This window comes from Maribacter halichondriae, from assembly GCF_027474825.1.
In the GTDB taxonomy this organism is placed as follows: Bacteria; Bacteroidota; Bacteroidia; order Flavobacteriales; family Flavobacteriaceae; genus Meishania; species Meishania halichondriae.
This window is the reverse complement of sequence record NZ_CP107030.1, coordinates 3086813-3101497: the sequence shown is the minus strand read 5'-3', so window position 1 is coordinate 3101497 and position 14685 is coordinate 3086813. Positions and strand designations below refer to the sequence as shown.

Annotated in this window: 12 protein-coding genes; all 12 read right to left on the bottom strand. The window is 40.1% G+C overall.

Going from position 1 to position 14685, the window contains the following annotated elements:
• Window positions 1–115 precede the first annotated feature (115 nt).
• The gene (locus N8A86_RS14380) at window positions 116–1390 is read right to left on the bottom strand and encodes an Nramp family divalent metal transporter (protein ID WP_273566025.1); all 1275 of its coding nucleotides are present in this window, start codon (window positions 1388–1390) and stop codon (window positions 116–118) included.
• 4 nt (window positions 1391–1394) lie between these two features.
• Complete coding sequence (locus N8A86_RS14375; RefSeq protein WP_273566024.1) at window positions 1395–2063, bottom strand: bifunctional 4-hydroxy-2-oxoglutarate aldolase/2-dehydro-3-deoxy-phosphogluconate aldolase; 669 nt, start codon at window positions 2061–2063, stop codon at window positions 1395–1397.
• Window positions 2064–2065: 2 nt separating this feature from the next.
• A complete protein-coding gene (locus tag N8A86_RS14370; protein ID WP_273566023.1) occupies window positions 2066–3106 on the bottom strand; it encodes a sugar kinase in 1041 nt (346 codons plus the stop codon).
• 126 nt (window positions 3107–3232) lie between these two features.
• The gene (locus tag N8A86_RS14365) at window positions 3233–3994 is read right to left on the bottom strand and encodes an SDR family NAD(P)-dependent oxidoreductase (protein ID WP_273566022.1); all 762 of its coding nucleotides are present in this window, start codon (window positions 3992–3994) and stop codon (window positions 3233–3235) included.
• Window positions 3995–4016: 22 nt separating this feature from the next.
• The gene (locus tag N8A86_RS14360) at window positions 4017–5045 is read right to left on the bottom strand and encodes an MFS transporter (RefSeq protein ID WP_337251622.1); all 1029 of its coding nucleotides are present in this window, start codon (window positions 5043–5045) and stop codon (window positions 4017–4019) included.
• Window positions 4994–5293 carry an MFS transporter gene (locus N8A86_RS21650; protein WP_337251621.1) on the bottom strand — a complete coding sequence of 100 codons (300 nt, stop codon included), beginning with the start codon at window positions 5291–5293 and terminating at the stop codon, window positions 4994–4996. The genes N8A86_RS14360 and N8A86_RS21650 overlap by 52 nt, the downstream gene beginning before the upstream one ends.
• 256 nt (window positions 5294–5549) lie before the next feature.
• Window positions 5550–6251, bottom strand: coding sequence for a FadR/GntR family transcriptional regulator (locus tag N8A86_RS14355; protein ID WP_273566021.1), 702 nt, complete (start codon window positions 6249–6251; stop codon window positions 5550–5552).
• A 618-nt stretch (window positions 6252–6869) separates the two neighbouring features.
• A complete protein-coding gene (locus N8A86_RS14350; RefSeq protein ID WP_273566020.1) occupies window positions 6870–8198 on the bottom strand; it encodes a RagB/SusD family nutrient uptake outer membrane protein in 1329 nt (442 codons plus the stop codon).
• A 10-nt stretch (window positions 8199–8208) separates the two neighbouring features.
• A complete protein-coding gene (locus N8A86_RS14345; protein ID WP_273566019.1) occupies window positions 8209–11394 on the bottom strand; it encodes a SusC/RagA family TonB-linked outer membrane protein in 3186 nt (1061 codons plus the stop codon).
• Between the two features lie 453 nt (window positions 11395–11847).
• A complete protein-coding gene (locus tag N8A86_RS14340) occupies window positions 11848–12600 on the bottom strand; it encodes an SDR family NAD(P)-dependent oxidoreductase (protein WP_273566018.1) in 753 nt (250 codons plus the stop codon).
• A gap of 56 nt (window positions 12601–12656) precedes the next feature.
• On the bottom strand, window positions 12657–13031 hold the full coding sequence (locus tag N8A86_RS14335) for a cupin domain-containing protein (protein ID WP_273566017.1): 375 nt from the start codon (window positions 13029–13031) through the stop codon (window positions 12657–12659).
• A 40-nt stretch (window positions 13032–13071) separates the two neighbouring features.
• Window positions 13072–14061 (bottom strand): polysaccharide lyase family 7 protein, encoded by a 990-nt coding sequence (locus N8A86_RS22045; protein WP_430682202.1) that lies wholly within the window; start codon window positions 14059–14061, stop codon window positions 13072–13074.
• Window positions 14062–14685 lie beyond the last annotated feature (624 nt).

Genomic DNA, 14685 nt, shown 5'->3' with positions numbered 1-14685 from the left:
CGACAAAGATAGAAAATAGGTTTTTGTAAAATGGACTAGAGTCCAAGGTAATACCTATCTAAAGCCGGACTAGGATGAAATCCAGTATAAACAACATTTATAGAAGGCAACTTCGCTAAAAGAAATCAAACAACGCCAAAACCCCGTTATAAGAAATTACACAAGCGAAAAGAAGGGCTCCCATTAAGCCAATATTTATCCATATACTGGTCTTGTGGCCTTTCATGATTTTCTTGTTGTTTATCAGCAGCAGTATTCCGACAATCACAATGGGCAAAACGAATACATTAAAAACTTGGGACATGATCTGCATTTCAATAGGATTCGCACCGAAAATGGGAACGATCAATGCGAACAGACAGGCAATCGCGGTTATGATGCGAAACTGTTTTGAACTGGTATCCAATTCACCTGATTGGTAGTCGGCGAGTAATATAGGTGCAATCAACAAACAGGGGAAAATAGACGAAAGTCCAGCGCTCAGTGTCCCAAAGAAAAATAACGTCAAAGCAAATTTACCAGCTACTGGTTCCAAAGTGTTTACCATATCCAATACTTTGGTCACCGGTTGACCTTGATGAAAGAGCGCGCCACTTGCAACGGCCATAATGGAGGCACTGATAATGAACACCAAAATCGCAGCTGTTATGGCATCCTTTTTTTGTTGACTTCGATTTTCAATGGTCCATCCTTTTCCTTGTATAAATAGGGGGCGCGACAAGAAGGTTGCCGCTGCCATGGTCGTACCAACAAAGGCAGCTACCATCATTTTACCTCCTTCCACTTGGGGAACTGAGGGAATCAAACCCTTGACGACCTCTATGGGTAATGGGTAGACCATAAAAAGGGAAATGATGAACGACAGTCCCATGATAGTGACGAAAATGACCAGGATTTTTTCAAAAAAGGTATACTTTCCGACCCACAATAGAGCATACATGATGGCAATAACCACAATGGCGACAATCAGTACTGTTTCATATCTGAAACCTTCCAATTGCGGAAAATAGATTAGGAAAATTTCATAAATAATATTGGCCGAGATACCCAAAATACCCATCAAAGAATTCCATTGTCCGAAGGAAATTCCTATAATGATGAGAATGGCGATTATCTTTCCACCCTTGATGTTTTTCTTGAATCCAAAGAGTGCTGTTTCTCCGGATATCAAAGCATAATTGCCATATGCGTACATCAATAAGCCTGAAAAAACACAACTGATCAATAACACCCATAATAACTGCATTCCGTACGTACTACCTGCAACGATCATTGAAGTAACGCTGCCTGTACCTATGGTATAACCTATAGCAAAAAAACCGGGGCCAAAAGCCAAAACCACTGCAAGTAATTTTTTTAAGAAGGATGGGCTCGCAGTTGGTTTGTCCATGGTTTTAGTTTTTCAATTTTGAAATAGTTTCCAAGGTTTTTCTAACCGTATTTTCCAATTCTGCGAAATCTTTGTTGGCCAATATTTCTTTACTGATCAGTTTGGAACCCATTCCGACACAGATAACCCCGGCATCGAACCAAGCCTTTAAATTTGCTTCATCTGTACTTACCCCACCCGTAGGCATAACACTTGTCCAAGGTTGTGGGCCTTTTATTCCTTTTACGAAACCTGGACCATAAATATCACCTGGAAAGAGCTTTACGATTTCACATCCTAATTCTTCGGCTCTATTTATTTCCGTTAAAGAACCACAACCAGGAGACCACAAAACTTTCCTGCGGTTACAAACCATTGCGATATCCTCTCTTAAAGAGGGAGTTACAACAAAGTTGGCTCCCATTTGCATGAACATACTGGCCGCTCCCGCATCTGTAATCGAACCGACGCCCATTATCATTCCGGGAAGTTCTTTGATTGCAAATTTGTTCAACTCGGAAAATACTTCAAAGGCGAAATCGCCTCTAGCTGTAAATTCCATCAGCCTAGCGCCACCGTCATAACAGGCTTTTAATACTTTTTTTCCCAATTCGATATCGGGATGGTAGAATAAAGGAACCATTCCTGATTCCTTCATTACCGTTGCTACTTCTATTCTTGAATATTGTGCCATATTTATCTTGCTACGCGACCCGAAGCGTCGCCACCCATTAACTTTTCTACTTCCGATACGGTCACCAAGTTTGCATCTCCTTTGATGGTATGCTTCAAACAAGAAGCGGCCACGGCAAAATCCAATGCATTTTGGTCATCTTCAGGATATTTCAACAATCCGTAGATCAAACCGCCCATAAAAGAGTCGCCACCACCTACACGGTCTACGATATCGGTGATTTGGTATTGTCTGGTTTCGTACATTTTAGCACCATCCCATAAAACACCTGCCCACGTATTATGTGAAGCAGAAATAGAACCTCTCAAAGTCGTAATGACTTTTTTGGCTTTCGGGAATTTTTGCATCATCTGTTTACAGACCGATAAAAAAGCTTCCGCCTTTACATCATGACCATCTTTATGCACATCTAAACCTTCTGGGTGAATTCCGAAATGCTTTTCCGCATCTTCTTCGTTCCCGAGAATAATATCACAGTACGAAGTTAATTCGGTCATGATTTTTTCGCGGTCGCCGCCATAGTTCCACAATTTTGCCCTATAGTTTAAATCTGTTGAAATGGTTATGCCTTTTTTGTCGGCTACTTTGACCGCTTCTAAACAAACATCGGCGGCTCCTTGCGAAATGGCCGGGGTAATACCCGTCCAGTGAAACCACTCTACGCCATCAAAAACAGCATCCCAATCAATCATACCCGATTCTATTTCCGCAATAGCGGAATGTGCACGGTCGTAGACTACCTTAGACCCTCGTGATACCGCACCGGTTTCTAAAAAGTATATTCCTAAACGGTCGCCACCAAAAATAATTTTGCTGGTACCGACGCCTCTTTTTCGCATTTCCATCAACGCACATTCGCCTATATCGTTTTTAGGCAAGCGGGTTACAAAATCAACTGGAACACCATAATTGGCCAATGAAACGGCCACGTTGGATTCTCCACCGCCATAAACTACATCGAAGCTATTGGCTTGCGAAAACCTTAAAAATCCTGGAGGTGCTAGACGGAGCATAATTTCTCCGAACGTCACTACTTTCTTCATCTAATAATCGTATTAAATTAGGTATTGTTTTAAAAACGACTTAACCGGTATTGGGGGAACATCATACCGGATTAAGCGGTTTTAAAAATAGTAAAATCGTTAACGGTTATTTTACTTGGACTGTTTTTAAATTCCTAATGCTTGACCACCGCCAATTTGGATAGTTTCAGCGGTAATGAACGATGCATCCTTACTTGCTAAGAAGGAAATAACACCTGCTACGTCTTCTGGTTGACCTAATCTGCCTAGCATAATGTTATTCGCCCATGAAGCAAAAACTTCTGGTTTCGTTGCTTTAATTTGTGCGTGAAATGGCGTGTCAATTGTACCGGGAGATACTGCATTTACACGAATACCGTATTCAGCCAAATCTTTTGCCAATGCTCTAGTTATCGCATGAACTCCCGCTTTAGATGTTCCGTAGATTCCTGCGCCTGGACCACCAGCGGTCCACCCTGCATTTGATGTATAATTAATTATCGATGGGTACTCTCCTTTTTTAAGAAACGGTATTGCGGCTCTTGAAGCGAAGAACACCGAATCTAAGTTTAACGCCATCACTTTTCGGTAAAATTCAGTTGTCATTTCTTCAAACCGTGATCTTCCACCCAAACCACCTGCATTATTCACAAGGACGTCGATTCTACCGTACTTTTCTCCTATTGCTTTAATATTTGAAGTTACCGCTTCTTCGCTCGTAACATCGAAACCGCGATATTCAGCAGTAATGCCTTCGGCAGTCAGCTCTTCTATCCTTTTGGTTCCGACCTCATCTTCTATACCATTTAAAACCACAGTATATCCGTCTTTACCTAATCGCTTTGCTACTTCAAAACCAATACCACCTGTTGCTCCGGTTACTACTGCTACTTTTCCTTTTAAATTCATTTTTTATAAATATTTAAGCTTATTATATTGTTTCTATTTCTACTGGTCTGATTCTTTTTATTAGTACGTATATCGATAAAACCGCCAATGGAGCAAGTACCGCTATTACAATAAACGCAGGAGTATAGGACACCTGTGCTATCATTGGTATTAAAGAGTTCATGATAATTACGGACACCGCGGCAACAGTGCCAGCCAATCCTGCTAAAGTTCCTACAGAAGGGCCACGGAAAAGGTCACTCGAAATGGTTTGAATGTTACCGATGGCAAACTGGAATCCGAACAATACGACAGCCACGATATAGATGAATGTCATGGGGTTGTTCTCGGTAACCAATAATATTATTCCTAACAAGCCCAAGAAAATCAATGCCCCTCCAATCGTTATCGTAATTTTTCTGGCGGCATCTACTGATTTCGTTTCCATGAGTTTACCGCAATACCAACCACCTATTATACTTCCGGCCATACCTCCCAAATAGGATATCCAGATAGTGGAACCTATTTCTTCGATACTGAAACCAAATTTTGAGTTCAAATAAAGTGGCATCCATCCAACAAACAACCACCAGATGGGTTCGATGAAAAAACGGGACATGAGTACTCCCCAAGATTCTTTATAACTTAATATCTGGATAAGTGACAAGCCTTTTTCCTTCTCGTCTTCTTTGACTGGCTTGATTTGATCGATCATGATCAGTTTCTTTTCTTCCTCCGTTATCCATGAGTGCTTATCAGGTTTTGCCTTGTTGATGAACAACCACGGTATTACCCAAAGTAGCCCTGCTAGTCCTAAAATGATAAAGGTGGTTCGCCAACCGAATTGGGAATATAAAACAGCGATCAGCGCCGGCGCGATGACACTCCCTAAAGAAGCTCCTGCATTAAAAATACCTTGTGCGATCGCACGCTCTTTTATCGGAAACCACTCTCCATTACTTTTTACGGCCCCTGGCCAGTTACCGGCCTCGCCCAGTCCTAGTAGTGCCCGTACAACACTTAGGAAACCAGACCCCTTGCAAAGGCATGAAATACAGCTGCCAACGACCACACTACGATTGATACAACGAAACCCATACGCGTACCGATCATGTCATACAGTTTTCCTGAGAGAAATTTACCGGCGGCATAGGTAATCATAAATATATTCAGCATGATGGCATAATCTGATTCGTCCATGCCAAGGTCTTTGCCCATTTCAGGCCACATGACTCCAAATGCTGTACGGTCTATATAATTGATTACGGTGGCCAAGCAAATCAATGCGATAATCCACCATCTTAATCCTTTGACTTTCATACTAGTTTGCTTTGGTTGGTAATCCCAGTTATTTTGATATTTATATTCCTAATTCGATCAATAAAGTTCAGCAAGCAAAATGCTTTCCTCTATCGACATACCTCGAACTATTGCTAAAAAATTTCCGGTACAACTTGAACGGATATTCAAATCGGTAGAATTTTGTAGTATTATTCTAGGTATTACTTCCCTTCTAATATTCTCATGAAAGATAAAAGCGTGCAATTTCATCCTTCATCTGTGCTTCATTTAACCTCTATATATTATAACAATACTGGTATAGTACTTTAAAATGTACCTTCATTTTTTCTTTGGCCAGTTGAGGATCCTGAGCTTTTATAGCGTCATAAATATCTTTATGCTCCTGAATACCTTTAAATGCCTGATCCTTGTCACAAACATGATATTTTTCAAAATTCGTAATAATCTCAGGCGTAATGATAAGCATGAACGTGTCCATGGTGCTATTGCCACTCGCCTTGGCTATTGCTAAATGGAATAACAAATCTTCTTGAACCGCATCTTCTCCTTTAAGTACTTTATCGCTATACGCCTCTAAAGCATACTGCATTCGGTTTAAATCTTCTTTCGTTCTTCTCTGAGCTGCCAGTCTTACGGTCTTTAGCTCTAATAAAATTCTGGTCTCTACCAAAGATTTGAAATCGGGTTCCTCAAGTCTCAGAATATCTTCTATCATTCCGTTCATGGCCACTTGGCCGATGTCCGCGATGAAGGTTCCGCTTTGGGGCTTTGATTTCAATATTCCATAGAACTCAAGCTTTTGAATGGCTTCCCGAACATTGCTTCTGCTTACTTCGAACTTCTCCGATAGCATCCGCTCTGAAGGAAGTTTGTCGCCAGGTTCAAGATTTTTATAGTTAATCAAATCCCTAATTTTGGAGATTATACTATTTTGGATTTCTTGATTTTCGTTTTTAGTGAGGATTTCTAATTTCATATTTAACTTTGAATTGGTTAACCAGATTGGTTTGTTAAATTTATGAAATTAACTTCAACCAAAAAAAATCTTCCAACGTTGTTCGACCCAAAAGAACTACTGTTCAACAATTAAGTTTGAGTAGTTTTACTGGCCCTATGAAAGACCAGTAAAACAATAAAAAACTAACTCAAACAACTTCCTTGATGAAACAAGGGGAAACTCCCACTTGGTTCAATTCTTTATATCGTTTTAATGGGCAACTTCTAATTAAAAAAACTTTACTTTGGCAAACGCACCTTCATCACTGGTCTGCTGATAATTATCAGCATTAACGCTATTTTCCAAGATGTCCCACTTTTGTAAATGAAAGTTTTCAGAATCAATCGAATCTTGATTTACCTAGAATCACTTTGGACTTTCCCTCGTTGTGATTAATTCAAGTGTGAATTTATGAACTCCCACCTCTTTCACATAAGTAGCCCAACACATAGGTTTACTTCAAAACTCCTATATTTTATAAAAACAATGCCACTGTCACCGCGCCCAAAGCAACTTAAGTACTTTAATCCTTACTGAAATGGTTGAAGTTGAATGGCATTGTCTTTATAATTTTACTACATGAATATTAATTACAAATTAATATCCAGGGTTTTGAGTAATTACTCCGCCGCTCGCAAGAATTTCTGAGTTTGGAATTGGAAACAGATGATAATTACTATTAATTGTTTCTCCCATTTCAGCATCGACGGTACCCGTTCTGACCAAGTCAAACCATCTATGGCCTTCAAAGGCCAACTCCAATCTTCTTTCGTCGGCAATGGCTTGTCTAACCAAAGTAGTTGTATTGATAGTCAAAGGATCCAAAACAGTTAACCCCGCTCTAGTTCTAATATCATCTAAAAGGCCTAAAACCTCCGCTGCTGATGAACCCGTTTCGTTCAACGCTTCAGCGTACATCAGAATAACATCGGACAATCTCAGTTCTATAAAGTCCTGCTCCTGACCACCAGTATATTTCACTCCTGCGCTTGTTGCCTCATCAATAGTTAGCGCTCTTCTTAAATCCCCTCCAACAAGTGTATCATTCGCAACCGCATCAAAAGCAGCAGTCAAGTCTGGGTCCAATGGTGTAAGAGATTTTGTGTCACCTCCACTAAACCATCCTGGATACTCTGTACCTACAGTATATACGTCAGGAACAGAAGTTGATACCTGGGTCGCAAAAATTATCTCTGAACTCTCATCGATTACCACGTTGGCAAAGTCGGGTTCTAAACTAATCCCTTCCCCGGCAGCGCTGCTTATTACAGCCGCAAGTTCTGTTGCCGCAGCGCTAAAATTACTTCTGTGCATATATACTTTTCCGAGAAATCCCCGAGCTGCGATTTGAGACGCGCGTCCACTAGCTAATCCAGAATTATCTAAACCGGATATTGCAGCTTGAAAGTCCGGAATAATCACGTTATCGTAAACTTCAGCAGCTGGCCGTCTTGTCAAAATAGACTGATCCGTTACGTCTGGTGCCGGCGATAAATTTACAGTCACATCACCAAAAACCATCACAAGCTTCAAGTAAGACAACCCTCTTAAAAATCTAGCTTCAGCAACCTCAGTACCATTCGTCGAATTATCAATTACGTTATTCGCACTTAAGATCGACTTGTACAAATTGCTGTAGAAGGGACGAAAAAATTGTTCTACCAAATCTCCTCCTGCGAGATCCGCATTGAATCTGTCAAATGCAGGATAGGGTTCTTCGTCCATCAACATATTGTCAGCCCTAAAATCGCCCATTATCGCCAATGGAGTTGGTGTACCAGTCTGATAATGATACGCCGCATTCAAAACACCGTTGTAATCTGTCAAAGAACTTGATTCTAATTGTTTAGGAGGCAATTGATCCAAATCATTGTCACATGCCGTAATTAACAGCAACAATCCCAATATTAAATATATATTTTTCATTTTTTTTAATTTAGAAATTAACATTCAAACCAAGCGTAAAGCTTCTTACTATCGGGCTAGCACCTTCTTGGTACCCGTAGGTTGTTGGGCCGAGATAGCCACCATTGGTAGTCTCTACACCTTCAGGGTTAAAAGAGGTATAATTATCTCCGAACAGGTACAACAAATTGGTTGCTGCCCCGTAGATTCTCACAGAACTTAAACCTATTTTGCTAGTCACATCCGAACTAAGGGTATACCCTATAGTTAAGTTTCTCAAGGCTAAATAAGAAGCATCCTGAACCCCTGAACCATGAGCATTTCTGGTTTCCTGATAAAACTGGCCAGTAGCATCGGCAATGCCATCGTCATTGGCGTCAAAACTATCGCGCACTCTACCACCAAATTGTGATTTCCAGTAAATCGGATCGATATTGTAAACCTCCGCTCCTTGAGACCCTTGGAACTGAAGTGCTAAATCAAAAGCCTTATAGTTTAAATTACTTGACAGTCCCCAATAAAAATCAGGAGTAGCTGACCCTAACTTGACATAATCACCTTCATACGTAATTTCACCATCACCGTTTTGGTCTACAACATACCATTCTGAGCTGCCGAATCCGATATTTCTTGTTGGATCAGCTATATGGATCGTTTCAACTTCTCCGGTCACTTCATATCCCCACATTTCACCAAGTTCTCCACCTACATAATTCCGAAATTCAGGACCTCTACCACTCGGTCCACCATAAACTACCCGAGGCAGTTCGTCCAAATCACCAAGACTAGTGATTTCTTGATTAACGGTAGATAAGTTGGCGCCAACGCTCCAAGACAATTCTTCGGCTTGTATTATGCTTGCATTTAGTTCCAACTCCAAACCGGAACTTGTTATATTACCACGATTTAGTACAACAGAGGGTACACCGAACACTTCTGAAACACTTTGGTTAATCAACATGTCTTCAATATCAGAGGTATAATAATCTACACCCAATCTTAAGCGGTTATTAAAAAATCCTAAATCAACACCGTAGTTTGTCTCCGTATTGGTCTGCCAAGTTAAATCAGGGTTTGCTATATTACTAGGTATAAGAAATCCAGTCCCGGTAGCAGTTGGCGCAGCACTCAGTAAACTCAACGCGTCGTACGACCCTAAGAAAGAAGTGGTACCTAAAGAACCTGTACTAAACCTAAGTTTAAACTGGCTCAACTTATCGCTATCCTTTAAAAATGATTCATTATGTATGTTCCAACCTAAAGAAAGTGCTGGGAACGTTGCGAATCTCTTATTAGCCCCGAAACGAGAATCACCGTCCCTTCTAAGCGAAGCGGTTACCAAATAACGATCGTCAAACGCATATTGAATTCTTCCAAAAACACTCCTTCTTGACCTAGTTTCATCTATCTCCGTTGTAATCACGTCTGCGGGGTCAAATAGACCATAATTTAGAGGCAGACCAATTGGTACATTCGTTGCATTTGAGCTAAATCCCTTGATATAGTTATTTTGTACTTCAAAGCCTGCTACCGCAGCTATATCGTGTTTGCCAATTACTTTAGCATAGTTCAATGTAGTTTCACTTAATACGGAAGATGTTCTTATATTCGAGATATCCAAGTCAGATTGATTGGTACGCTCACGAGCATCCGCCAAAGTTCCTTGATAATAATAGTTCTCGACATCCCTAAAATCTCCACCCAGAACGGTTTTAATATTTAGTCCATCAAAAAGTTCGAATTGTAGATAAGAGCTCACATTACCAAAATAGGTTTTTTGATAATTCCGTGCATTGTCAAATTTTGCTGCTGGACCTGAATCTCCTGATCCACCAATACCGTTTTGCTCTCTACCATAATGCCATTCGTGTGCAATATCACCTGGCTGTAACGTGTAGATACTTGAGTTAATATTACCGGTACCCCTATATCCATTATCAAATGGGTTAGCAAATGCTCCTGGAATATTCGCTCCACCGGTCGCATCGAACAATGCCTGTCTTTGAGCATCCAATTGTTGGACGAAATCAATAGACGCTTGTGTATGGTAAATAGGGTGAATACTGTACGATCGTAACAGATCTCGCATGTCATGAGGTACAATATCTTGCTTTCCATAGAATCCATTAAAACTTACTCCGGCCTGAATTCTTTCTCCCAAATTAGCATCGACATTCAAACGTGCGTTCATTCTTTCAAAACCTTGCCCCCTTACGATACCCTCAGTGTTCAAGTAACCAAGAGAACCGAAGGCTCTTAAGTCTTCACTACCTCCGCTAACGCTGAGGTCATGACTTTGTGTAGTACCATTTTGGAAAAGCCAATCTTCCATACTTACTACATCAGGGGCATTACTAAGGGCATTTAATCTATAATTCAATAGACCGGGATCAACTTCAGAAAGATCATAAGCGCTTGTTTGCAATTCATCAGCCCATTCTGAAGCCGTTTTGAGCATTTCAATGTCTTTCACATATTTTTGTGAGAAGCTGGTATAACTGTTATAGCTAAAGTTAGCTTTACCTGCTCTACCTTTTTTGGTTGTAACCAAAATAACACCATTTGCTCCCCTAGAACCATAAATGGCGGCGGAAGCAGCATCTTTTAAAACCTCTAAACTTTGAATATCGTTTGGGTTCACCGTTGCTAAACTTCCTGAAATAGGATACCCATCCACAACAATCAATGGATTTGAATCACCTGATAGTGATGAAGCTGCCCTTACTTGAATCTTTGGATCAGCACCCGGCTCACCGCTTTGGTTTTGAATCAAAACCCCTGGCAACTTACCTGCCAATGCATCATCAACACGCGCCGCTTGAATACCCGCAACTTCAGCTCCTCCTACTTTAGCGACAGCACCGGTAATATTTGCTCTCTTTTGCGTACCATAACCTACTACTACAACTTCTTCAAGTTGGCTAGCGTCTTCTGCGAGAACTACATTTATGGCACTCTGACCATTAACTGCAATTTCTTGGGTAGCAAAACCAATGTAGCTAAATACCAAGGTAGCAGAACTATCTACATTGTCTATTGAATAATTGCCATCGAAATCAGTCTGTGTACCATTTGTGGTTCCTTTTACCACAATACTTGCTCCAGGTAACGGGCCACTGGAATCAGTTACCGTACCTGTTACCGTCTGTGCCGATACCGCTGAGAAACAAATAAATGCTCCAAACAATAACAGCCTTTTTAATAACGTAATCTTCATAAAGTTCAAATTTTAGTTAAAATAAGTTAGTCAATATCACTTTTTGTATTTAACAAGTTTCTCGCTTGTTAAATAAGATTTACCGAAGACTCGTATTCTAAAAGATCAAATGTTTATTGTAATTTTGTAGAATATGATATCGATGGTATCATGTAAGTATTACTTCCCTTCAAAATGAAGTAATTGATTTTAAAAGGATGGGCGTGCACCCGTCCTTTTTTCTTTCCTTAGATTTTTATTTTCTCATTTTGTTAGTTATAGTTCGTTAGTAGTTAAGCTTTTGAGTGTTTTTTAATTGGTTTCCCATACTGGTTAACCAATTTGGTTTACCAAATATATGTTATTACTTTGTTAAATAAAAATTAAATTCAAATTTTATGATTTCTGTTTTTGGGAAGTCCGCAATTAATCGCTTTCTAACTTATCAAACTGGTAAAATTCAGTAGATTTTTACTAAGAAAAGGCCAGCCCCCCGTTAATATCTACATTCGCACCCGTCATAAAAGAGGTTTCAGAGGAAGCCAAACAAGCCACCGTATTCGCAATTTCTTCTGCAGAGCCCTGTCTACGAAGCGGTGTCATACCTTCCACTTTTTTACGCACCTCATCTTTGGTGAAATCATCATGAAATTTGGTTGCGATCATTCCAGGGCATAGTGAATTTACCCGAATACCTTTTGGGCCCACTTCTTTTGCCAATCCTCTTGTGAAGGTCATCACTGCTCCTTTTGATGTTGCATAGGCCAAAGAACCGCCGCCGCCGCCATCTCTTCCCGCCTGGGAAGCAATGTTCACTATTGAACCACCGGACCCCATATGTGGCAAAGTTGCTTTTGATACTAAAAATGTGGAGTTGAGGTTTAAGAACATAACCTTATTAAAAAAGGCCTCGTCCATTTCTGCTATGGTTTTTCTGGCAACTAATCCTCCGGCATTGTTAACTACAATATCAATTGAATCTCCGAACGCTGCAGTTGTTTCTTTTACTAAATTGTCTACATCTTCCTTTTTGGTCATATCGCCTTTGACGATAATTGCCGTTCCTCCTGCCGACTCGATCTCTTTGAGGGTTTCATAGGCATTTTCTTCGTTATTGAAGTAGTTGGCAACAACTTTTGCACCTTCCTTTGCCAATCTTACACTTATGGCTCTTCCGATATCCCTTGTTCCACCGGTTACGATGGCTACTTTTCCTTTTAAATCCATAGGTATTTTTTTATGACATAAAGTCCTCTCGAATAGGACTAGCGGTTTTTTTATTATTACTGTTTATCTCCAAAATAAGATACCCCACCACCACTTAAGAAATCTTCTCTTACAGGGCTAAATGTGTCAATTAGCACTCCTTCTTCCAAACAAACTGCACTATGTAATAAATTAGGTTCTATATAAACTCCATCTCCTGCTTCTACAATTTTCTTTTCTCCATCAATTTCAAATTCAAATTTACCTGAAACACAATAGGTAGCTTGTGTGTGAAAATGTTGATGTGGGGCACCTAATGCTCCTTTGTCAAATTTCACTTTTACCATCATGATTTGGTTGTCGTAACCTAAGAACTTTCTTGATACACCTCCACCAAGTTCTTCCCATTCCATTTCCTTGGTTATGATATATTTCTCACTAAATCGTTTCATTTTTTTATTGGTTTTGATTCGTTATAAATGTAGTGCTGATTTACTTATTTGGCACACCCGGCCCCACTGTTGCATCTACAAACCATACTTCGGAATAGCAGCCGTTTTCATATTGCTTTGTGATATCACCGCCATAGGTTTCAGCACCTGTAGACCAAACCATATTTGTCTCAGGACTTTTACCATTGGTTTGGTTATAAACACCTTGCTTGAAATAATTTAACTCGCCTTTATAAGCAGTGGCTCTTTCAGTACCGTCTTGACCCATTGGAACGAACATTTTCTGCGTCTGTGTTGGCAAGTCTGATTTTTCAGTATAATCTGATGAAATCAAGTTTTTAGTAAATGTTTTGGTTTCATGTTTGTCACTTTTGAATGTGAGATACATGATGCCCTTATACACATTTACTTCATAACTGAATTCTTCTCCTAATTCTATTCCATCTTCTGGTTCAGCGGGATACTCATTTTTGCTTGTTCCAACCACGGACATATCATTTCCCCATACCGCGGTGGAATAATCCCACCTTCCAGAATTATCATCGCCAGCTGTATTGATTTCATAATTCCAAAATACGGAGCCTTTGGTATGGCCTGGGAATTTCTTATAAAATATTTTCAAAGGTTCATTTTCATGTCCTTCACCACTATGAATTTGCCCCACCACTGTTGCGTAAGAGGCTGCAACTCTGGCATGGCCAGAAGTAGAAACTTGCATGACCTTACAGGTGCCGGTTAGTTTACCCCCTTCTTCAGGTGTCCATTCTCTTTTTTCGTGCAACTCCGTTCTGGTATTGCTGGAGTTTTTTGAAGTGACGCCAGAATTTGGTGTTTTATAGACCACCCAGCGCCTCGTACCATCAATTACAGTATAGAAAAAATCTTTATGTTCGAACGCTGTGAGATCCTCTACAGTCGTTCCATTGCCCAGCAATATTTTAAATTTATCCATAAAGGGAATTATTTCACTTGGATAAACTGTTTTTGTACTTAAGCCATCATTAGCTTCGAAATACCCTGCATTGGATATGGCATCATCACTGATTGTGATATTTGCTGATTTGAACCAAACTTCAGCATAATTACCATCTGCATATTGCTTTTGAAGATCACCACCATGGGTTTCAGCTCCTGAGCACCATACCTTGTTGACTTTAGGGTCTTTTCCGTTCGTTTGGTTGTACGTTCCCAATTTAAAAAAGAGGCCCTCGCCTGTGTACGCATCTTTACGCTCTAAACCATCTTGACCTATGGGTACGAATAATTTTTTGACTTGTTCTGGTATATTTGAGCGTTCTGTATATTCAGAGGAAATTAGATTTTTAGTAAATGTTTTGGTCTCATGCCCTTCACTAGTAAATGTTAGATGCATCATTCCATCCTTAATATCTACTTCATAACTGAACTCTTCACCTAAAGCAATTCCATCTTGTGGTTCTGGCGGATAGGTGTTTGCATCAGTTCCAACAACAGAAAAGTCATAACCCCAGATAGGATAGGAATAATCCCATCTACGTGAGTTATCATCGCCTGCTGTATTGATTTCATAATGCCAAAAGACCGAACCTTTCGTATGACCAGGGAATTTTTTGTAAAATATTTTTAAGGGTTCGTTCTCATGACCGTCAGCGCTATGAATCTGACCAACCACTAC